We start from the raw sequence: 19812 nt of genomic DNA on the forward strand, positions 1-19812 counted from the left end.
GTGTAGGGGCGCGCCTGTGCGACACGACGCCCCCGTGTCAGGATGCCGCCCGGCCCTTCACTCCGACCCACCTCAGGATGCCGGCACGAACCGCACGCACTCCGGCGCGATCGACCACCGCACGTCGTCGCCGGGGCGGAGCCCCACCGCCTCGCGCGGTGAGACCTCGGCCGCGCCGACGTCGAGCACGACACGCACGCCGGTCGGGGTCGACTCCAGGTGCGAGACCCTGGCCGGCGCCCCCTCCCCCAGGCGTGCGTCGGCCGCGCGGAAGACGGCGGCCAGCGAGAGGCCGTCTCTGGCGGCGAGCGCGCGTGACGCGGCATCCGTCGACTCGAGCCGCAGCCCCTCCCGCACGAATGCTCCGCCCCGGGCGACCCCGACCACGCGCTCCAGCCCCGCGATCTTCGCGGCCACCTCGGTCGCCGCCGCCGCCAGCACCTCGCGCACCGGTCCCTCCTGCGTCACCCGCCCCCGCTCGACGATGAGGAGCCGGTCCGCCAGGGCGGCGGCGTCGACGGCGTCGTGCGTCACCGCGATCGTCGTGACCCCGTCGAGGCGCTCGCGCAGCATCGCCCGGATCTCCGAGGCCGTCACCGCGTCGAGGGCCACGAGCGGCTCATCGAGCAGCACGACCCGCGGCGCAGCCGCGAGGGCTCGGGCGACCGCAACGCGCTGCTGCTCGCCGCCCGACAGCTGCGTGGGACGACGATCGCCCGCGCCCGGGAGCCCCACCCGCGCCAACCACTCGTCTGCTGAGGTTCGAGCGACGGATGCCGAGACCGCGGCCGCCCTCGGACCGAAGGCGACGTTCTCGCGCGCGGTGAGGTGCGGGAAGAGCCGGGCATCCTGCCCGAGCAGCACGATGCCGCGGTGCATCGGGGCGGTCCGCACACGCGGAGGGCGGTCGAGCACCCGTCCGTCGAAGACGATCTCGCCGCCGTCCAGCGGCGTGAGCCCGGCGAGCGCGCCCAGCACCGTCGACTTGCCGGCGCCGCTGCGGCCCATGAGGGCAACGGTCTCTCCTGCGGCCACCTCGAGGAAGACGTCGACCTCGAAGTCCCGACGACGCACGACGACGTGGGCGCGGAGCGCCGCGGCATCCCGATCACCCTCGTCAGCACGCGCGGGCGACCCGGGCACCGCGGCATCCGGAGAAGATCCCGCGCCGCCGTCGACGCGACCGCCGCCGCCATTCATCGCCCCACCCCCGGCCGCCACCCGCGCACGAGCAACAGCACCGCGACCGCCGTCACCAGCAGCAGCAGCGACAGCGCCACGGCCGTGCCCTGCGAGACCCCCGCGCCGTTGAACGCGGTGTAGATCGCGAGCGGCATCGTCTGCGTCACGCCGGGGCGGTTTCCGGCGAACAGCGCGGTCGCGCCGAACTCTCCGATCGCGCGGGCGAAGCACAGCACGACACCGGCGACGATCCCCGGTGCGGCGAGCGGCAGGGTCACGCGCCGCAGGATCGTCGCGCGCGACGCGCCGAGCGACGCCGCGGCACGCTCGAACTCGACCCCGGTGCTGCGCAACGCGCCCTCCACGGCGAGCACGAGGAACGGCAGGGCGACGAACACCTGCGCGAGCACCACCGCGGGAGTGGTGAAGGGCAGCCCGAGCGCGCCGAACCAGCCGTTCCGCCCGAAGAGATAGAGCAGCGCGACGCCACCGACCATCGGCGGCAGCACGAGCGGCACGGTGACCAGCGCCCGAAGCAGCGCCGCGATGCGAGCGGGGCTCCGCGCGATGACAACGGCGAGAGGGACGCCGACGATCGCGCAGAGCGCCGTCGCCACCGCCCCCGTCGACAGCGACAGACCGAGGGCCGACAGCGAGGCATCCGAGGTGATGTCACTCCACAGCGTCGCCCACTCGACGCGGACGATGAGCGCCGTCAACGGCACGAGCAGGAAGAGCAGCCCGACGACCGCCGGCGCGATCAGCCAGCGCGGGACGTACCCCGCCGCTCTCATGGTGCTTGGAAACCGGCGTCGGCGAGGATCTGCTGCCCCTCTTCCGACAGCACGAAGGTGACGAACGCGGACGCCGCATCGGGGTTCTGCGCCTCGGTGAGCGCAGCGATCGGGTAGCGGTTGACGACCGCGTCGGCGCCCTCGGGCACGATCGCTTCGACGTCATCGCGCCCGACGACGTCGGTGGCGTAGACGAGCCCGGCGTCGGCTTCGGATGCCGCGACCTTCGTGAGCACCGCGGTCACGTTCTGCTCCGAGCTCGCCGCGCTCACGCTCACGCCCGCGTTCGACAGCAGCGTCGCCGAGGCCGCACCGCAGGGGACCTCGGGCGCGCAGAGCACGGTCGTGACGCGCGCGAGGTCGGCGAGGGTCCGGACACCGCCGGGGTTCCCCTTCGGCACGGCGATGACGAGGGTGTTCCCCGCGAACACCTGAGGGTCCGGCGCCTGGGCGGTGACCTTGGCCATGTTCTTCTCGTCGGCCGAGGCGAAGACGTCCGCGGGAGCACCCTCGCCGATCTGCGTGGCGAGCGTGCTCGATCCGTCGTAGACCGCGCTCACCGTGACGCCGGGGTGCTCCTGCTCGAACGCCGTCGCGATCTCATCGAACGAGCGCTGCAGGGAGGCCGCGGCGTAGACCTCGACGGTTCCCGACAGCTCACCGGACGACGCGGCGGATCCGGATGCCGCGGGGGCGGCGGGAGCGGCGGCGGCGCACCCGGCGAGGAGAGCCGCCGCGCCCAGAAGGGCGAGAAGACGGACAGAGCGAGACATGGCATCCTTCCGGCGACGCCGGAGGACCGCCACCGCCCCCATTATTCCGCATATGCGGACTCTTGGCCGCTACGAGGCCGCTTTCACAGCGAAGTGCATTTCGCTGACATCTCGGTCGCAAGCTGAAACCGCTCCGTCAGCCGGGTGCACCCTCGCGGGCCCGACCACGGAGCCGCCACTCCGAGCGCGAGGGGTGGACCGGCGAGTCCTGGCACGACCCCGCGCAGCGCGGTAGGAACAAGAGATGCGAGCGACGATATGAGCGACCTGACCGGCCTGGGCGACTTCCTCCAACGCCGCCGCGAGTCCCTGCAGCCCGAGGATGTCGGGCTCGCGCGCGGCGTGCGACGACGGACGGCGGGCCTGCGTCGCGAGGAGGTGGCCCTGCTCTGCCACATGTCCACCGATTACTACGCCCGTCTCGAACGCGGCACGGGTCCTACCCCCTCGGAGCAGATGCTGATCTCCCTCGCGCAAGGCCTGCACCTCAGCCTTGCCGAGCGCGATCACCTCTTCCGGATGGCGGGACATCAGCCGCCCTCCCGCCACTCCGGCACCGAGCACGTCAGCCCCGGGATGCTGCGCGTGCTGGACCGTCTCGACGACACCCCCGCCGAGATCGTCTCGGAGCTCGGCGAGACCCTGCGCCAGAGCCGCCTCGGGGTCGCCCTCCTCGGCGACGCGTCGCGGCGCACGGGTCCCGCGCGGAGTCTCGGGTACCGCTGGTTCACCGATCCGACCACTCGCATCGCCTACCCTGCCGACGAGGTCGCGGTCCTCTCGCGGGTCTATGCGGCGGGGCTGCGCGAGCTCGTCGCCGCGCGCGGACCGCACTCCCGACCGGCGCGATTGGCCGACGACCTCCGCGCCGTCAGCGAGGAGTTCGCGGCGCTGTGGGACGCGCACGAGGTCGGCGCCCGGCCGCCGGAGATCAAGCGGTTCCACCACCCCGACGTCGGCCATCTCGATCTGTCGTGCCAGACCCTGCTCGACCCCGACCACTCGCACCGCCTGCTCGTCTACACCGCCCAGCCCGGAAGCGAGAGCGCCGAGAAGCTCCGCCTGTTGGCCGTCATCGGCGCGCCCTCCACCGCAGCGCGCTGAGGCTGCCCGGTTGCGCTTCCCCACGACGTGCGGCGCTGAGGGGTGGACCGCCGATCAGCGGCTGAGCGGGCACTGGCCCGCTCAGGGCGCGGGCGAGAGCATCGAGACATAGACGCGAAAGGACCGACCATGTCCCCCACCTCTCCTCCCCTCCGCGGCCGTCTGGCCGTCGTCACCGGTGCCAGCGACGGCATCGGCACGGTCATCGCGACCCGCCTCGCCTCCCTCGGCGCGGAGGTCGTCCTGCCCGTCCGCTCCCCCGAGAAGGGCCGCCGCGCGCTCGACGCTCTGCGCAGAGAGGTCCCGGATGCCGAGGCCTCCACGCGCACGCTCGACCTCGCGAGTCTGGACTCGGTGCACGCTCTCGTCACCGAGCTCCGCGGGGAGGGGCGGCCCGTGCACCTGCTCGTCAACAACGCCGGCGTGATGACCCCACCCGACCGGCAGACGACCTCCGACGGCTTCGAGCTGCAATGGGGCACGAACCATCTGGGTCACGCGGCCCTCACTCTCGGCCTGCTCCCGCTGCTGCGCGAGGGTCGCGCGCGCATCGTGCACCAGACGAGCATCGCGGCCCGCCGGGGGCGTCTGCGCGAGGATGCCATCGACGCCACTCCGTACGACGCGATGGCCTCGTACACGCAGTCGAAGATCGCCATCGGTCTCTTCGCCCAGGAGCTCGAACGCCGCAGCCGCGCCCAGGGATGGCAGATCACCAGCACCCTGGCGCACCCCGGCGTCTCGCCCACCAACCTGCTCGCGGCACAACCAGGTCTCGGCCGCTCGCGCGAACTCGGCGCCCGCCGTGTCATCCGGCTGCTCTCGCGCCTGCACGTCACCGGCACCGTGGCATCGGCCGCCGAACCCGCCGTGCTCGCCGCAACCGCTCCGGCATCCAGCGGCACCTTCTTCGGGCCCTCACGGCTCGTCGGCGGCCCGGCCCGCCCGATCGCGCTGTGGGAGCCCTTCCGCGACGCCGGCGACGCGCGGAAGCTCTGGGACCTCACCATCGACGGCATCGGTCCGCGATTCGCCGTCTGACGCTCGAGCGCGCGGCTGCGCCGGTACCCCGCCGCGCGGGCCTTGCCACGCACCACCTCGGTTGTGGGTGGCGTGATGCGCGCCTCAATCGCGCGGAGCCTCCACCGTCACGACCGTCGCCTTGACCGACGCCACCGCGAGCGAGCCGGGCTCGAGCGCCAGCTCGTTCGCCGCCTCGGCCGACATCAGCGACACCACCCGGTGCGGACCGCACTGCAGGTCGACCTGCGCCATCACCCCGTCGATCTGCACGCGGGTGACGATCCCGACGAACCGGTTACGAGCGCTGGAGGCGATGCCGGTCGGGTCATCGGGCTCGTCGGCGAGAGCGACCGCGCGCTTGGCCAGGGCGGCGCCGGGGATCTCCACCGGCGAGGACCCCGTCGTCGGAAGCACGCCCTGGTCGATCCACCGACGCACCGTGTCGTCGCTCACTCCGAGCAGTCGAGCGGCCGTCGCGATGCGGAAGGTGTTCGGCATCCCCCGACCGTAGCGCCTGAGTCCGCCGGGGCGTGGGACGGTCACGGGGATGACACAGGGGGTGCGTTCGGGGCTCCTGACGTTGTGCGCCGCCTCGGGTGTGGCGACGGGGTTTCGCACCGAGGGGACTCGCAGTATCGGTCTGCCGCCGACCACTCCGCCGGTGAGCGCCGGGAGGCTCAGCCCGCTCTCGGGTATGACGGGGAGGCGTCCCACAACCCCCACTCGATGGTGAGTGTGGGACGTACGGTTGCCGCGAAGCTAACCGGTGATGAGGGGGAACGATGAGCGCGCGTGGTGTGGCGGTAGTAACGGGAGGGTCTGCGGGCCTGGGGCGGGCGATCAGTCGGGAGCTGGCGGATCGGGGGTGGGATGTCGCCGTGCTGGCGCGAGGCGAGGACGGCCTGGCCGCCACCGTGCGAGAGATCGAGGCGCGGGGACGCCGGGGATACGCCGTCAGCACTGACGTTGCGGACTGGGACGCCGTCGACGCGGCCGCGTCGGCGATCGAGGACCAGCTCGGTCCTATCGACCTGTGGGTGAACAATGCCATGGCGGGCACCATCTCGGAGTTCCTCGACACGTCCGTCGAGGACTTCGATCGAGCCACACAGGTCACCTACCTGGGGGTCGTGAACGGCACGCGTGCGGCGCTCAGCCGGATGACTTCTCGCGGGACGGGGCACGTCATCCAGGTCGGTTCGGCCCTCGCCCATCGCGGGATCCCGTTGCAGGCGGCCTACTGTGGCGCGAAACACGCCGTCCATGGCTTCACCGATGCCGTTGTCGCGGAACTCACGCACAATCACAGCGACGTAGCGGTGTCACTGGTGGACATGCCCGCGCTGAACACGACGCAGTTCGGCTGGGTCAAGTCGAACTTCCCCGAACACCCCCAGCCCGTGCCTCCCATCTTCGAACCCGAAGTCGGCGCACGTGCGATCGCGGACGTTGCGGACGTTCCACGTCGACGCACGTGGGTGGGCGAACCCACGGCGGCCACCATCCTCGGCGCGCGATTCGCCGGCCGGTTCCTCGACTGGTTCCTCGCGAAGACCGCGTACAGCGGGCAGGTTGAGACGGGCAAGCCTCGCTCTACGCAGCCCGCGAACTTGTGGGAGCCCGTCGCAGGCGACCACGGCCCTCGAGGCATATTCTCCGACGACGCCCACTCCTTCAGCCCCCAGACGTGGGCCATCCGCCACCGCCGGCCCGTCTTCTCCACCCTCGCCCTCACTCTGGCCACCGCGGTCGGGGTGACGGCCGCGGCAGCCAGACGACGCTAGCCACCGCATCCGGGGATCCCCCGACCGACGTTCTCAGCGCGTCCGTCAACCCACGAAGTTCCCCCACTCCGTCTCGACCCGCCCCCGCCCCCGCGCGGCTGACCTAGGCTCAAGCCATGGATGCCGACCACGCACACGCGACATCGCGTCCGGTGTCCGTGCCGCTCGGCGCCACCGTCACCGCGGCGGCAGGCCCGGCCGCGCAGCTCGGCGCGATCCGTTCCACCGGAGGGCCCCGACCGGCAGATCCACAGCGGCCCGGACCGCAGCGCGAACCCGGCCCTGTCCGCGCCACCGGCGCCCCGACCGACGGCGGCCTGCAAGACCGCTTCGGTCGCGTCGCGACCGACCTGCGCGTCTCTGTGATCGACAAGTGCAACCTGCGCTGCACGTACTGCATGCCGGCCGACGGGATGCCGTGGCTCCCGCAGTCGCAGTTGATGAGCACCGACGAGATCCGCCGCATCGTCCGCGTGGCGGTGCAGTCGCTCGGTGCCGAAGAACTGCGCATCACCGGCGGCGAACCGCTCGTGCGCAAAGACCTCGAGTTCATCATCGCCGGCATCCGCGCCGACAACCCCGACCTGCCGATCTCGATGACGACCAACGCCGTCGGCCTCGACCGCCGCGCGCAGGCGTTGAAAGACGCGGGGCTCACGCGCGTGAACGTCTCGCTCGACACCCTGCACCCCGAGACCTTCGCCGAGCTCACCCGCCGCCCCCACCTCGACAAGGTGCTCGCCGGCCTGCAGGCCGCCCGCGCGGCCGGCCTCGGGCCCATCAAGATCAACGCGGTGCTGCTGCGGGGCATCAACGACACCGAGGTCGTGCCGCTCGTCGACTGGGCCGTGTCGAACGGCTTCGAGATGCGCTTCATCGAGGACATGCCGCTCGACGGCGATCGTTCGTGGAGCGCGACCAACGTCATCCCGGCGCGTGACATCCGCGCGGCCATCGAGCAGAGCTTCAGCCTGACCGCCGATCCGCGTGGCCGGGGCGCCGCCCCCGCCGAACGCTGGGAGGTGCGCCGCCACGGCGAGACGACGCTGGCCGGACACGTGGGCATCATCTCCTCGGTCACCGAGCCCTTCTGCGCCGCCTGCTCGCGCACGCGGGTCACCGCCGACGGTCGCATCCGCTCGTGCCTGTTCTCGCACGACGAGACCGACCTGCTCACCGCGCTCCGCGACGGCGCCGACGACGAGGGGCTCGCGCAGATCTGGCGGGACGCCATGTGGGCCAAGCCCCGCGCCCACGGCTCCGACCGCGTTGGACTCGCACGCCCCGATTTCGTGCAGCCCGAGCGCACCATGAGCGCGATCGGCGGATGAGGCCGCTCGTCGAGCCCGTGGCCGACCTCGCCCCGGAGGAGCTCATCCGCACCGCCCGTCACGCCGTGCTCACGGGCATCGGCGAGGAGGGGCAGCGTCGCCTCGCCGCCGCCCGCATCGCCGTGGTGGGTGCCGGCGGCCTCGGCTCCCCCGTGCTGCTCTCGCTCGCCGCGGCCGGGGTGGGCGAGCTCGTGATCATCGACGACGACACGGTCGAGCGGACGAACCTGCAACGCCAGCTCGCGCACCGCGTTGCCGACATCGGCACCGCGAAGACGGCATCCGCCGCCCGCGCCGTTCGCGACCTGTCGCCGCTCACCGTCGTTCACGAACGAAACCTCCGGCTGACCTCCGACAATGCCCTCGAGCTGTTCGCGGGTGCCGACCTCGTCATCGACGGCAGCGACACGTTCGACACGCGCGAGGCCGTCGCAGCGAGCGCCGAAGCCCTCGGCATCCCCCTCGTCTGGGGCGCGGTGCAGGAATGGGCGGCGCAGGTGACGGTGTTCTGGTCGCATCCGCCCGAGGGATACGCGGCAGTCGTCCTCGGCGACCTCTTCCCGCCCGGTTCTGCCGGTGATCCCCCGACGTGCGCCCAGGTCGGCGTGCTCGGCTCGCTGTGCGTCCAGGTCGGCGGGCTTCTCGCGACCGAGGCGATCAAGCTCGTCACGGGAGCGGGCGAGCCCCTCCTCGGGCGCCTCGTCGTCATCGACGCGCTGCGCGCCCGGCACGACGTCCTCCCGCTCGCCGGGGCGCGGCGACCGTGACCCGCCGGTTTCGCTCGCTGACAGTCCCGGCATCCGTCTCATCTCCGTCCGGAAGGTTCCCCTCGTGACCGCCCTCCTCACCGTCGAAGAGCACCGCGCCCGCGTGCTCACCGCCGTCGCCCTGCTGCCCGCCGAGTCGGTGCCGCTGTCGGAAGCGTCGGGCCGGACCCTCGCCGAACCGGTGCTCGCGGCGCACGACCTACCGGGCTTCGACAACTCCTCGATGGACGGTTTCGCCGTGCGCTTCGCCGACGTCGAGGGAGCGGATGCCGGGAACGCCGTGACTCTGCGCGTGGTCGCCGACCTCCCCGCCGGCACCGCCGACGACCCCGCGCTCGCCCCCGGCGAGGCCGCCCGCATCATGACGGGTGCCGTCGTCCCCGCCGACGCCGACGCCATCGTGCCGTTCGAGGACACCGTCGGCGGACTCGCCGATTCACTGGGCGCCGTGACCGTGCTCCGCGCGCCGACGGCCACCGGCGCGTTCATCCGCCGCCGAGGCGGCGACACCCGCACCGGCGACACGGTGCTCTCTCCCGGTGAGCGTCTCGGCGCGTTCGCCCTGGGTGCCGCTGCGGCCGCGGGCGTCGACACGGTCACCGTCACGCGCCGCCCCCGCGTGGCGATCATCTCCACCGGTAGCGAGCTGATCGCGCCCGGCCACGCGCCCGGCCGCGGTCAGACTCCCGACTCGAACGCGACGCTGCTCGCGGCCGTCGTCGCCGACGCCGACGCCGACATCGAGCTCGTCGACCGTATCGGCGACGATCCCGCGGGCATCGACGCCGTGCTGGCGCGCGCCACCCGCGCCGATGTCGTCGTGTTCACCGGCGGAGTGAGCGCCGGTGCCTACGAGCCCGTTCGTCTGGCTCTGGCTGATCGCATCGCCTTCGACAAGGTCGCGATGCAGCCCGGCAAGCCGCAGGCCTTCGGTGTTCTGGATGACGGCCGGTTGGTGTTCGGGCTCCCCGGCAATCCCGTGAGCGTGGCGGTGTCGTTCGAGGTGTTCGTGCGTCCGGCGCTGCTCGCCCTGCAGGGGCGCACCACCGTCGATCGACGTCTCGCCCGGCTCACGGCATCCGAGAGCTGGACGACCCCGCCCGGCCGCCGCCAGTACCTCCCCGCCGTCGTCGATCTCGTCACCGGCACCGTCCGCCCGGCCACCGCGGGTGGTTCCGGATCGCACCTGGCCGCCTCGCTCGCGCGCGCCGGGGCGTTCGCGATCGTGCCCGCCGACGTCTCCGCGGTGTCGGCGGGCGACCCGCTCGATGTCATGCTGATTCCATGACCTTCACCCACCTGGATGCCGCGGGCCACGCCCGCATGGTCGACGTCACGCTGAAGCAGCCCACCGTCCGCACCGCGACCGCTCGCGGTTTCGTCCGGTGCGCACCCGAGGTCGTCGAAGCCCTCCGCGGCGGCACCGCCCCCAAGGGCGACGTGCTGGCCGTGGCCCGCATCTCCGGCATCCAGGCCGCGAAATCCACGCCTGCCCTCCTCCCCCTCGCGCACGTCATCGGCGTTCACCGCGCCTCGGTGGATCTCGCGATCACCGACGAAGGGGTCGAGATCGAAGCCACCGTCGGCACCGCCGACCGCACGGGCGTCGAGATGGAGGCGCTCACGAGCGTCTCGGTCGCCGCGCTCGCGATCGTCGACATGGTGAAGGGCATGGACAAAGGCACCTTCATCGAGAACGTGCGCATCGTGTCGAAGACCGGCGGCAAATCCGGCGACTGGGTGCGTCCTGGGGAGGAATCGTGAGCGTTCGCGTCCGCTACTTCGCCGCCGCCGCCGAGGCCGCCGGCACCGATGCCGAGGACCGCACCGAGTCGACCCTCGTGGCCCTGCGCACCGCGGTCGTCGTCGACCACCCCGCGCTCGGCGGCATCCTGGACCGCTGTGCGGTGCTCGTCGACGGCACCCGGCACGACGACGACGCCCCGCTCGCGGATGTCACCCACGTCGACGTGCTGCCGCCCTTCGCCGGCGGCTGAGTCGCGCGGCGGACGAGTGCACCGCCGCCTCCACGCGCACGTTCCACGCACAAACGCGCGGATCTCGCACGACACGGCCGAAAGCCTGCGAGGAAGACGCGCCTTACGGGCAGCGCAGCGCTATCCCCCCAACCCCTTCCACGCCGTCGTGCCGTCGGCTTCGACCTGCCGCTTCCACACGGGCAGGTCGGTCTTGATGGTCTCGATCACACGTCGGCAGACCTCGAACGCCTCCGCGCGGTGACCGGATGCCACGGCGATCACGACCGCCGCCTCGCCGACGCCCAGGCGCCCCACCCGGTGGCTGACCGCGACGATCGCGTCGGTCCCCTCGGCCGCCGCGGCGGCGATGCGGTGCAGAGCCTGCTCGGCGTCGGGGTGCGCGCTGTACTCGAGCGCGATGACGGCGTCGGACGCGTCGGGGTCGGTGTCGCGCACGCGCCCGACGAAGGTGGTCACGGCTCCCGATGACGCGTCTTCGACAGCGTCGAGGTGCGCGTCGAGATCGAGCGGCGTCTCGGAGAGGCGCGCGATGCGCACGGAGCCCCGAAGAGGAAGGTCGGACGGCGAACCGCTGTCGGGCGTGGTCATGCGTGGTCTCCTCCGGCGAGTTGGTCGAGCACGTGCGGCGCGACCTCCGCGATCACCGCGACCCCGGATGCCACGGCTCGGGTCGACCCGGGCAGGTTGACGATCAGCGTGCCCGGGTCGACGATGCCGGCGAGCCCCCGGGAGATGATCGAGAGAGGGGTGTCGGACAGGCCACGACGGCGGAGCTCTTCGGCGATGCCGGGAAGCTCGCGGTCCAGCACCCGGGCCGTGCCCTCGGGTGTACGGTCGCGCGGTGCGATGCCCGTGCCGCCGGTGGTGACGACGAGCCCGGGGCCCGCCGAGACGGCTGCGCGCACGGCGCTCTCCACGCTGTCGGCACCGTCGGGGACGACGATCGCATCGGCGCAGTCGAACCCTGCCTCGCGCAGCAGCGAGACGGCGAGCGGACCACCCCGGTCTTCGCGGAGTCCGGCGGCGGAACGGTCGGAAACGGTGATCACCCGGGCGGCATGCGGCACGGGATCAGCCTAGGCGCGCCAGGATGTCACAGGCCCCGCGGGCGGGCGACACCGCCGTCACCCGCCGATCGTCTCGACCTCGGGCACCTCCGGTGCGATGCGGCCCGCCTCGGACTGCGGCTCGGGGTCTTCGCGCTGCACGTGCTCGGCGGCAGCGGTGATGCGTCGCGCCATGCCGCTGAAGATCAGCCCGTGGAACGGCAGGACCGCGAGCCAGTAGAGCCGCCCGGCGAGACCCGTGGGGAAGAACAGTGCACGCTGGTCGAAGCGGGCTCCGTCACCCTCGGGGGTCGCACGCAGCTCGAGCCATGCCCCGCCGGGGACCTTCATCTCGGCACGCAGCCGCAGCAGGCTGCCGGGTTCGATGGCCTCGACGCGCCAGAAGTCCAGCGCGTCGCCGACGGTGACGACCGAACGGCTGCGGCGTCCGCGCGCGAGGCCCACGCCGCCGACGAGCCGGTCCATCCAGCCGCGGATCGCCCAGAGCAGCGGCGAGGAGTACCAGCCGTTCTCTCCGCCGATCCCCTCGATCACCGACCACAGCTGCTTGGCGTTCGCCGTCGTCGTCATCGAGCGCTTGTCGGTGTAGACCAGACGGCCGGCCCAGTCGGGGTCGCTCGGCAGCGGGTCGCTCGGAACGCCCGAGACCTCGGCATCCAGCCAACTGGTCTCGATGTCGTCGTTGTTGACGCGCCTCATCGCCAGGCGGACCGCCTCGCGGTAGGGCATGAGTCCCGCCTCGGGACGCGGGATGAGGTCGTCGACCGCGCGGTCCTTGACCACGCAGTCGTTCTGCAGCGACTCCACGAGCGGGCGCGCGATCGCCTTCGGAATCGGTGTGACGAGGTTGACCCAGTGCGACGCGAGCCGCGGCGTGAGCACGGGCAGCGACGCGATCGGACGCTGGTTCAGGCCCGCTTCGAGGGCGTAGCCGTTCATCATCTGCCCGTACCGCAGCACGTCGGGTCCGCCGATGTCGACGGCCCTGTTGACGTTGGGCGCCACGCGCGCCGCCCCCAGCAGGTAGTGCAGCACGTCGCGCACCGCGATCGGCTGGATGAAGTTGCGCACCCACTTCGGCGCGGGCATGTACGGCAGCACGTCGGTGAGGTGACGCACCATCTCGAACGACGCGGAGCCCGAGCCGATGACGACACCGGCCTGCAGCACCAGGGTGGGCACCCCGCTGGCGAGCAGGATGTCGCCCACCTCGACGCGAGAGCGCAGGTGGGCCGAGAGGGGCGTGTCGAGCGGGTGCAGGCCACCGAGGTACACGATGCGACGCACGGATGCCGCGGCGGCCGCATCCGCGACGGTCTGCGCCGCGCGCCGGTCGGTGCTCTCGAAGTCGCGGCCGCCGCCCATCGAGTGGATCAGGTAGTAGACGACGTCGACGTCTTGCACGGCCTCGGTGACGGCCGAGGTGTCGGTCGCATCACCCTGTACGACCTCGACGTCGCCGCCCCACGGGAACGCCGTCGCGCGCCGGGGGTCGCGCGCGAGTACGCGCACGCGGTAGCCCGCCGCGATCAGGCGCGGAACGAGGCGCCCACCCAGATATCCGGTGGCGCCGAGCACGAGGGCGCGCGGTGCCGAGCCGTCGTCACGGGGCTGCGCGACGAGGGCGGGTTCGCGGCCGGTGGGTGTGGTCAGCTCGCTCATGCCCGTCACCGTACGCCGGGCCTCCGACATCCCCGGGGGCTTGACGGCGGCGCTAGGGTGGGCGCGTGATCGACGCGTCCCCCGGCCCGCTCGCCGAGGCCCCCGCCGGATCCTTTCGCGGTCGCGTCGGAGCAGGGGCTCGCCGGTGGCTGGGCATCCGTTACGGCCGGGCCCCCGTCGGGGACCTCCGGTGGCGCACGCCGCGCGCCGCGCACGACGCGGTCGAGGAGGTCGACGCCGTTTCCTTCGGCGCGGCGTGCCCGCAGCCGCCCAGCCCCCTGCCGCTCGGCGACGGCATCGCGCAAGATGAGGATTGCCTGTTCCTCAACGTCTGGGCTCCGGATGCCGAGACACCGTCGCCCCGCCCGGTGATGGTATGGGTGCACGGCGGCGCATACGTGTTCGGTGCCGCGAGCCAGCGCACCTACGACGGCGCTCGTCTGGCCGTGGCGGGCGACGTGATCGTGGTGACCCTGAACTACCGCCTGGGCACCCTCGGCTTCCTCGGTATCGACGCGGCTCTCCCGGGCGCCGGGTTCGAGGGCAACCTGGGCCTTCGCGACGTCCTCCTCGCGCTGACCTGGGTGCAGCGCAACATCACCGCGTTCGGCGGCGACCCCGATCGGGTGACGCTGTTCGGCGAGTCCGCGGGCGGCGGCGTCGTCACGACGCTCTTGGCCACACCGTCGGCATCCGGACTCTTCCACCGCGCCATCGCCGAGTCGTCGCCGGCGTCGAGCGTCTACGGCCGCGAGCGCGCGGGCAAGGTCGCGACGCGGTTCGTCCAGTCGCTCGGTGTCGACCCTGATGCGCCCGACGCCGCCCGCCAACTGCGGGAGATGAGCCCCGCGACCCTGGCGGCGGCCGGTCAGCGCCTCTTCGCCGAGGTGCCCGAGCACGACCCGGGGACCCTCGCGTTCGCCCCGACCATCGACGGCGACCTCGTGCCCGAGGCGCCCGTGACGGTGCTGCGCGAGGGACGTGGACTCCCCGTGCCCCTGATGATCGGCACGAACAAAGACGAGGCGTCGCTCTTCGTCTACATGAAGTCGCCGCTCATCCCCGTCACCGGCGACCGCATCGAGCGGATGTTCGCCGACATGGCCGCCGAGAACCCCGACGTCGTGCTGCCGGAGCGCTCACAGGTGCTCACCGCGTACGAGCACGTCCGCCATCGCGCGCTGGGCCTCGGCATCGCCGGCGACATCGGCTTCCGCCTGCCCACGCTGTGGGTGGCCGAGGGTCACGCCGCCGTCGCGCCCGTGCACCTCTACCGCTTCGATCACTGCACACCGTTCTTCCGTCTCGTGCGCCTGGGCGCCACGCACGGCAGCGAGCTGATCTACGTGTGGGGCACCCTCGACGGTGGTCCGAAAGACCCGACCTTCCGCCTCGGAGGGCGCCGCGCCGGAGAAGAGCTGTCGACGCGGATGCAGCAACGCTGGAGCGCGTTCGCGTACGGTCGGGCGCCATCGGCATCCGGTGCCCCCGACTGGCCCGCGTACACGGTCGACTCCCGCGCAACTCTCGTCATCGACCGGAACGACCGCGTCGTCGACGACCTCGACGCCGACCTCCGACGTGCGTGGGGTGACGGCGTGCTGGCCTTCCGCTAGCACGACCCCGCCCCCGGTGCCCCGACTGGCGACCTCGCGGCGATCGGGGTAGGGGTAGAAGAATGAACGAGAACACTCCCTCGGCATCCCCCTCCCCCCGTCTCGAGGTCGACGACGTCATCGTCGTCGACACGAAACGCGTGCGCACCGCCATCGGCGGCACCGTCGTCGGCAACTTCATGGAGTGGTTCGACTTCGGTATCTACGGTTACCTCGCGTTGACGCTCACCGCGGTGTTCGCCTCGGACGTCCCCGACCCGTGGGGGCTGCTGGTCACCCTCCTGGGTTTCGCGATCTCGTTCCTCGTGCGTCCTTTCGGCGGTTTCGTCCTCGGCCCCCTCGGCGACCGCATCGGTCGGCAGAAGGTGCTGTTCCTCACGATGGCGATGATGGCCACGGCGACCGCGCTCATCGGCATCCTGCCCACCTCCGCGCAGATCGGGCTGTGGGCGATCGTGCCGCTGTACCTGTTGAAGATGGTGCAGGGCTTCTCCACGGGCGGCGAGTACGCCGGAGCGACCACCTACGTCTCGGAATTCTCCCCCGACCGCCGCCGCGGCTTCTGGTCATCGTGGCTCGACGTGGGCTCCTACGTGGGCTTCGCCGCGGGCGCGTCGGCGGTGGCGCTGACCACGGCCATCACCACCTCGATCTCGGGCGAGAACGCCATGGTCGAGTACGGCTGGCGTATCCCGTTCCTGCTCGCCATCCCGCTGGGCGTCGTGGCGATCTACTTCCGCCTGCGGATCCCCGAGACGCCGGCGTTCGAACAGGCCGGCACCCACGAGGCCGACGCCGACGACCCGATGGCCCGCCAGGGCCTGGTCGGCATCGTGCGCCACCACTGGCGCGCGCTGCTCATCGGCATCGCGCTGGTGGCCGCCACCAACACCGCCGGCTACGCACTGACCAGCTACATGCCCACCTACCTGGAGAAAGAGGTCGGCATCTCCAACATCGCGGCAGCCGTTGCGACGGTCCCCGTGCTGCTGGTGATGTCGGCGACGCTCCCGCTCATCGGGCGCCTCAGCGATCGCATCGGTCGCAAGCCCGTCTACGCGATCGCCGCGGGCTCCGCGCTCGTGCTGCTGGTGCCGGCGTTCCTGATCATGCAGATCGGCGAGCTGTGGGCGGTGATGATCGCGCTGTGCATGGCGGCGGTGCCGGTGGCGTTCTACGTGGCGATCTCGGCATCCGCCCTGCCTGCGCTGTTTCCCACGGCATCCCGCTTCGGAGCCATGGCCGTCGCCTACAACGTCGCCGTCTCGCTGTTCGGCGGAACGACCCCCCTGTTCAGCCAGGCCCTCATCGACTGGACCGGAAACACCCTCATGCCCGCGTTCTACATCATGTTCTTCGCGGCGCTGGGGCTCATCGCCCTGCTGTCGATGCGCGAGACCGCCCGACGGCCGCTGCTCGGCTCGATGCCGACGGTGGAGACCCCCGCCGAGGCGGAGGCCATCGTCGAGCGGCAAGACCACGACCCGCTCATCGACACCTCGACGATGCCGCTCGCGGTCCGCCGGCCCTGAACCGCACCCCGCCACCACGGGAACCGGTCGGATCGGACGGAATCGGATGCCACACCCCTGGCATCCGATTCCGTGATCACGCCCCGACACGATGACGTCCGCACTACCGCCCCCGGCACGCGAGCCGGCGGCGCGACGCGTTCAGCGCCGGCGACTGTTGCCGAACAGGCCGCGGATCACGCCCGACACGATGCTCTTGGTCGCCCCGCGCCCCAGCAGCCCGTCCAACCCGGGCGTGGGTGCGCTCGCTCGGGATCGCGGCGCCGACGTGGACTTCAGGATCCGCTCGTACTCACGCTGCGCCTCCTTCTGCGCGGCGGCGTTGCGCTTGTCGATCGCGGCCTTCTGCTTGGCGTACTCGGCCTCGTCGGCGGCGGCCTTCTTCGCCCGTTCCTCCGCCTCGCGGGCCTCGGTCGCCGCCTGCATACGCGCGCCGAGGATCTCGCGCGCCGACTCGCGGTCGATGGGTGTTCCGTAGGTGGAGAAGAGGGGGGATGCCGACACGGCCGAGGCCATCGCGTCGGCGGCGATCGGCGACATCGACGCCCGCGGCGCGAAGATGCGCGTCCAGGCGACGGGGGTCGGAGCCCCCCGCTCGCTCATCACCGTGATGATCGCTTCCCCCGTTCCCAACTCCTGCAGCACGCGCTCGAGGTCGTAGCCGGAGTCCGGGTAGGTGCGCACCGACGCGCGCAGCGCCTTCGCGTCGTCGGGGGTGAAAGCGCGCAGGGCGTGCTGAACGCGCGAACCGAGTTGGGCGAGGACGTCACCGGGCACATCCTTCGGCGTCTGCGTGACGAAGAACACGCCCACGCCCTTGGAACGGATCAGGCGCACGGTCTGCGTGATGGCGGAAAGGAACGCCTTCGATGCGTCACGGAAGAGCAGGTGCGCCTCGTCGAAGAAGAACACCAGCTTGGGCTTGTCGACGTCGCCCACCTCGGGCAGCACCTCGTAGAGCTCGGCCAGCAGGTACATCAGGAACGTGGAATACAGCTCCGGACGGGATGCCACATTCGGCACCTCGAGCAGACTCACGATGCCGAGGCCCGCGGCATCCGTCCTCAGGAACACGCGCACGTCGAGTTCGGGCTCGCCGAAGAACGATTCCGCGCCCGCGGCGGAGAAGGCGACCAGCTCGCGCAGGATCACCCCCGCGGTGGCGGCCGACAGCCCACCGATCCCCTTGAGCTCCACCTTGCCCTCGTCACCGGTGAGGTAGGTCAGCACGGCGCGCAGGTCCGACAGGTCGACGAGGGCGAGGCCCTTCTCGTCGGCGTAGTGGAAGACGAGTCCGAGGCTCGACTCCTGGGTGGCGTTCAGGCCCAGCACCCGGCTGAGCAGCAGGGGCCCGAAGCCCGATACGGTCGCCCGCACCGGGATGCCCGAGCCCACGTCGTCGCCCAGCGCGTAGAACTCGGTCGGGAATGCCCGCGGCGACCAGTCCTGGCCGAGGGCGGCCGTGCGGGCGGCGAGTTTCTCGCTCGGGGTGCCGGGGGCGGCGACACCGGAGAGGTCGCCCTTGATGTCGGCCGCGAACACGGGCACACCGTTGTCCGACAGTTGTTCGGCGAGCAGTTGCAACGTGCGCGTCTTGCCGGTGCCCGTCGCCCCCGCCACGAGGCCGTGGCGGTTGACCATGGCCAGCGGGATGCGGACGGGAACGGATGCCACCGGCCCCCCGTTCATCAGCACCCCGAGGTCGAGCGCGGCGCCGTCGGCGGCGTACCCCGCGGCGATGCCGGCGACCTGCGCCGGGGTGAGCGGAGCATCGGATGCCGCGGACGCAACCGGTGCGGACGCGGCGGGGGCCGTTGATGCCGATGTCTCATCTTCGGAGCGCTGTGCGTCGGCCGTCGGCTCAGGTGCCGTGTCGCTGCTTCCCTCCGCTCGCCCCGCGCGATCCGCCGCGCCGCCGGCCACCGCGCCGCCGTCCGAGGCGCCGCCAGCCACCGCGCCGCCGTCCGAGGCGCCGCCAGCCACCGCACCGCCGTCCGAGGCGCCGCCGCCCGTCACGCCGCCGCCCGCCGCGCGCACGCGTGCGGCCGCCGCTGCGGCCTCCGCCGCGGCGAGATCGGCACGCGCGCGGGCCAGGCGCAGTTCGGCCTCGGCCGCCTCCGCCTCGGCCCTCAGCCGTGCCACCTCGGCATCGGCTGCGGAGGGAACGGGGGCTGCGTCGCCGGGCTCGCTCATGGGCGTCAGCCTACGGCGAGGCCGCCGCCTCGGCATCCGTTCTCCGGGCGCGTCGAATCGTCAACCGATCCTCATCACGGGCGCGCAGGCGCGAGAAAGCCGCCGCGAACACGAGGGCTGCTCCGGCCCCCACCAGCGCCCCGCCGATCGTGTCCGACAACCAGTGCGCGTGCAAATACGTCCGACTGAATGCCATCAGCACGACCCAGGCGACCCCGACGATCCGCACCCACACGTGGGGGAACAGCACCGCCGCGACCACCGCGATGGTCGCCGCGTTCGCTGTGTGGCCCGAGGGGAAGGAGCCGTAGTCGCTCAGGATGAGGATGTCTTCCGGGCGCGCCCGGCCGAAGGTCTGCTTGATCACCTGCACGAGCAGGGCACTACCCACCGACGCGGCGAGGAAGTACACCGCCGACCATCGTCGTCGCGACAGGAACAGTGCCGCAGCCCCCAGCAGCGGCACGATCAGCACCGCGGTGAGGTGGCCTCCCACGGTGTCCATCACGAGGGCGAACACGTACACCGGCTGCGAGGGCGCCGCAGCGAACAACTGGTTCCACCACACGTCGATGGCGAACGGGCTGGGTCCGCGGAAGAACACCCACGCCCCGAGTCCGCACGCGAGAGCGATGAGCACGACACCCACTACGGCTCGGAAGCGCTGCGGACGCATGTCGAGCACGACCTCGATCGCGCTGTCGCCTATCGACCTGTCATCCATCGACTCATGATGCCGTCTCGGGCGGCGCCGCGGAATGGTCGCGCGCGCGGGCGGGCACTCGCTCGTGCTCTGCTACTGTTCGCCGCGGCAAGAGGTGCCTTCGACAACGGATGCCCGAAACCGCACGTGCCGACGGCGCTTCACGACAATCGACCCGCGCGGTGGCGGGCACCTCATCCACCGACGATCGCCCGACCCGGTGGATGCCGGGAACCGCGCGTGCGGCTCGTGCACCCGCCCCGGCCGGATGCCGGCACGCA

At 72.1% G+C, this 19812-nt stretch carries 19 protein-coding genes; 10 read left to right on the top strand and 9 right to left on the bottom strand.

The window, feature by feature from the left end:
• Positions 1–72 precede the first annotated feature (72 nt).
• The 3 genes from ACXKZF_RS12340 to modA are packed head-to-tail and all read right to left on the bottom strand — an operon-like array spanning position 73 to position 2749.
• Entirely contained in the window at positions 73–1200 is a 1128-nt protein-coding gene (locus ACXKZF_RS12340) for an ATP-binding cassette domain-containing protein (RefSeq protein WP_488984375.1), read from the bottom strand.
• Entirely contained in the window at positions 1197–1976 is a 780-nt protein-coding gene (gene modB / locus ACXKZF_RS12345; RefSeq protein WP_488984376.1) for a molybdate ABC transporter permease subunit, read from the bottom strand. Before modB ends, ACXKZF_RS12340 begins: the two co-directional genes overlap by 4 nt.
• Positions 1973–2749, bottom strand: coding sequence for a molybdate ABC transporter substrate-binding protein (gene modA, locus ACXKZF_RS12350; RefSeq protein WP_488984377.1), 777 nt, complete (start codon positions 2747–2749; stop codon positions 1973–1975). The genes modB and modA overlap by 4 nt, the downstream gene beginning before the upstream one ends.
• 258 nt (positions 2750–3007) lie before the next feature.
• Here modA and ACXKZF_RS12355 point away from each other — a divergent pair, with 258 nt between their 5' ends.
• Positions 3008–3853 carry a helix-turn-helix transcriptional regulator gene (locus ACXKZF_RS12355; protein ID WP_488984378.1) on the top strand — a complete coding sequence of 282 codons (846 nt, stop codon included), beginning with the start codon at positions 3008–3010 and terminating at the stop codon, positions 3851–3853.
• Between the two features lie 129 nt (positions 3854–3982).
• Positions 3983–4894: an SDR family oxidoreductase gene (locus ACXKZF_RS12360; RefSeq protein WP_488984379.1), complete on the top strand. Its 912-nt coding sequence runs from the start codon at positions 3983–3985 to the stop codon at positions 4892–4894.
• 84 nt (positions 4895–4978) lie between these two features.
• Here the strand turns inward: ACXKZF_RS12360 and ACXKZF_RS12365 are convergent, their stop codons facing one another.
• Entirely contained in the window at positions 4979–5374 is a 396-nt protein-coding gene (locus ACXKZF_RS12365; protein WP_488984380.1) for a TOBE domain-containing protein, read from the bottom strand.
• Between the two features lie 284 nt (positions 5375–5658).
• Between ACXKZF_RS12365 and ACXKZF_RS12370 the strand changes: the two genes are divergently transcribed.
• From ACXKZF_RS12370 to ACXKZF_RS12395, 6 genes are all read left to right on the top strand, one after another.
• The gene (locus ACXKZF_RS12370; RefSeq protein WP_488984381.1) at positions 5659–6660 is read left to right on the top strand and encodes an SDR family oxidoreductase; all 1002 of its coding nucleotides are present in this window, start codon (positions 5659–5661) and stop codon (positions 6658–6660) included.
• Between the two features lie 116 nt (positions 6661–6776).
• Positions 6777–7991, top strand: a complete 1215-nt coding sequence (gene moaA / locus ACXKZF_RS12375; protein ID WP_488984382.1) for a GTP 3',8-cyclase MoaA — start codon at positions 6777–6779, stop codon at positions 7989–7991.
• Entirely contained in the window at positions 7988–8758 is a 771-nt protein-coding gene (locus tag ACXKZF_RS12380) for a HesA/MoeB/ThiF family protein (protein WP_488984383.1), read from the top strand. Before moaA ends, ACXKZF_RS12380 begins: the two co-directional genes overlap by 4 nt.
• A 64-nt stretch (positions 8759–8822) precedes the next feature.
• The gene (locus ACXKZF_RS12385) at positions 8823–10046 is read left to right on the top strand and encodes a molybdopterin molybdotransferase MoeA (protein WP_488984384.1); all 1224 of its coding nucleotides are present in this window, start codon (positions 8823–8825) and stop codon (positions 10044–10046) included.
• Positions 10043–10522, top strand: coding sequence for a cyclic pyranopterin monophosphate synthase MoaC (gene moaC, locus ACXKZF_RS12390; RefSeq protein ID WP_488984385.1), 480 nt, complete (start codon positions 10043–10045; stop codon positions 10520–10522). The genes ACXKZF_RS12385 and moaC overlap by 4 nt, the downstream gene beginning before the upstream one ends.
• Positions 10519–10755: a MoaD/ThiS family protein gene (locus tag ACXKZF_RS12395; RefSeq protein WP_488984386.1), complete on the top strand. Its 237-nt coding sequence runs from the start codon at positions 10519–10521 to the stop codon at positions 10753–10755. Before moaC ends, ACXKZF_RS12395 begins: the two co-directional genes overlap by 4 nt.
• A 120-nt stretch (positions 10756–10875) precedes the next feature.
• Here the strand turns inward: ACXKZF_RS12395 and ACXKZF_RS12400 are convergent, their stop codons facing one another.
• Genes ACXKZF_RS12400 through ACXKZF_RS12410 form a run of 3 tightly spaced genes read right to left on the bottom strand, consistent with a single transcriptional unit; the run spans position 10876 to position 13487 of the window.
• Positions 10876–11346 (bottom strand): molybdenum cofactor biosynthesis protein MoaE, encoded by a 471-nt coding sequence (locus ACXKZF_RS12400; protein ID WP_488984387.1) that lies wholly within the window; start codon positions 11344–11346, stop codon positions 10876–10878.
• Positions 11343–11825 carry a MogA/MoaB family molybdenum cofactor biosynthesis protein gene (locus tag ACXKZF_RS12405; protein WP_488984388.1) on the bottom strand — a complete coding sequence of 161 codons (483 nt, stop codon included), beginning with the start codon at positions 11823–11825 and terminating at the stop codon, positions 11343–11345. The genes ACXKZF_RS12400 and ACXKZF_RS12405 overlap by 4 nt, the downstream gene beginning before the upstream one ends.
• A 57-nt stretch (positions 11826–11882) precedes the next feature.
• On the bottom strand, positions 11883–13487 hold the full coding sequence (locus ACXKZF_RS12410) for an SDR family oxidoreductase (protein WP_488984389.1): 1605 nt from the start codon (positions 13485–13487) through the stop codon (positions 11883–11885).
• 65 nt (positions 13488–13552) lie between these two features.
• Between ACXKZF_RS12410 and ACXKZF_RS12415 the strand changes: the two genes are divergently transcribed.
• Complete coding sequence (locus tag ACXKZF_RS12415; RefSeq protein WP_488984390.1) at positions 13553–15103, top strand: carboxylesterase/lipase family protein; 1551 nt, start codon at positions 13553–13555, stop codon at positions 15101–15103.
• A gap of 62 nt (positions 15104–15165) precedes the next feature.
• Positions 15166–16635, top strand: a complete 1470-nt coding sequence (locus ACXKZF_RS12420) for an MFS transporter (RefSeq protein ID WP_055956105.1) — start codon at positions 15166–15168, stop codon at positions 16633–16635.
• A gap of 141 nt (positions 16636–16776) precedes the next feature.
• On the opposite strand, the gene ACXKZF_RS12425 is transcribed toward ACXKZF_RS12420, so the two are convergent.
• A complete protein-coding gene (locus ACXKZF_RS12425) occupies positions 16777–18828 on the bottom strand; it encodes a helicase HerA-like domain-containing protein (RefSeq protein WP_488984391.1) in 2052 nt (683 codons plus the stop codon).
• A 10-nt stretch (positions 18829–18838) separates the two neighbouring features.
• A complete protein-coding gene (locus ACXKZF_RS12430) occupies positions 18839–19552 on the bottom strand; it encodes a phosphatase PAP2 family protein (RefSeq protein WP_488984392.1) in 714 nt (237 codons plus the stop codon).
• Positions 19553–19812 lie beyond the last annotated feature (260 nt).

It is taken from the genome of Microbacterium sp. ABR10, assembly GCF_057812175.1.

Bases quoted from the DNA above. Each gene is read 5' to 3' on its own strand.
- ACXKZF_RS12425 (WP_488984391.1), bottom strand. From the start codon at position 18,828: ATGAGCGAGCCCGGCGACGCAGCCCCCGTTCCCTCCGCAGCCGATGCC.
- ACXKZF_RS12400 (WP_488984387.1), bottom strand. From the start codon at position 11,346: ATGACCACGCCCGACAGCGGTTCGCCGTCCGACCTTCCTCTTCGGGGC.
- ACXKZF_RS12355 (WP_488984378.1), top strand. From the start codon at position 3,008: ATGAGCGACCTGACCGGCCTGGGCGACTTCCTCCAACGCCGCCGCGAG.
- modA (WP_488984377.1), bottom strand. From the start codon at position 2,749: ATGTCTCGCTCTGTCCGTCTTCTCGCCCTTCTGGGCGCGGCGGCTCTC.
- ACXKZF_RS12370 (WP_488984381.1), top strand. From the start codon at position 5,659: ATGAGCGCGCGTGGTGTGGCGGTAGTAACGGGAGGGTCTGCGGGCCTG.
- ACXKZF_RS12410 (WP_488984389.1), bottom strand. From the start codon at position 13,487: ATGAGCGAGCTGACCACACCCACCGGCCGCGAACCCGCCCTCGTCGCG.
- ACXKZF_RS12430 (WP_488984392.1), bottom strand. From the start codon at position 19,552: ATGGATGACAGGTCGATAGGCGACAGCGCGATCGAGGTCGTGCTCGAC.
- moaC (WP_488984385.1), top strand. From the start codon at position 10,043: ATGACCTTCACCCACCTGGATGCCGCGGGCCACGCCCGCATGGTCGAC.
- ACXKZF_RS12340 (WP_488984375.1), bottom strand. From the start codon at position 1,200: ATGAATGGCGGCGGCGGTCGCGTCGACGGCGGCGCGGGATCTTCTCCG.
- ACXKZF_RS12380 (WP_488984383.1), top strand. From the start codon at position 7,988: ATGAGGCCGCTCGTCGAGCCCGTGGCCGACCTCGCCCCGGAGGAGCTC.
- ACXKZF_RS12420 (WP_055956105.1), top strand. From the start codon at position 15,166: ATGAACGAGAACACTCCCTCGGCATCCCCCTCCCCCCGTCTCGAGGTC.
- moaA (WP_488984382.1), top strand. From the start codon at position 6,777: ATGGATGCCGACCACGCACACGCGACATCGCGTCCGGTGTCCGTGCCG.
- ACXKZF_RS12360 (WP_488984379.1), top strand. From the start codon at position 3,983: ATGTCCCCCACCTCTCCTCCCCTCCGCGGCCGTCTGGCCGTCGTCACC.
- modB (WP_488984376.1), bottom strand. From the start codon at position 1,976: ATGAGAGCGGCGGGGTACGTCCCGCGCTGGCTGATCGCGCCGGCGGTC.
- ACXKZF_RS12365 (WP_488984380.1), bottom strand. From the start codon at position 5,374: ATGCCGAACACCTTCCGCATCGCGACGGCCGCTCGACTGCTCGGAGTG.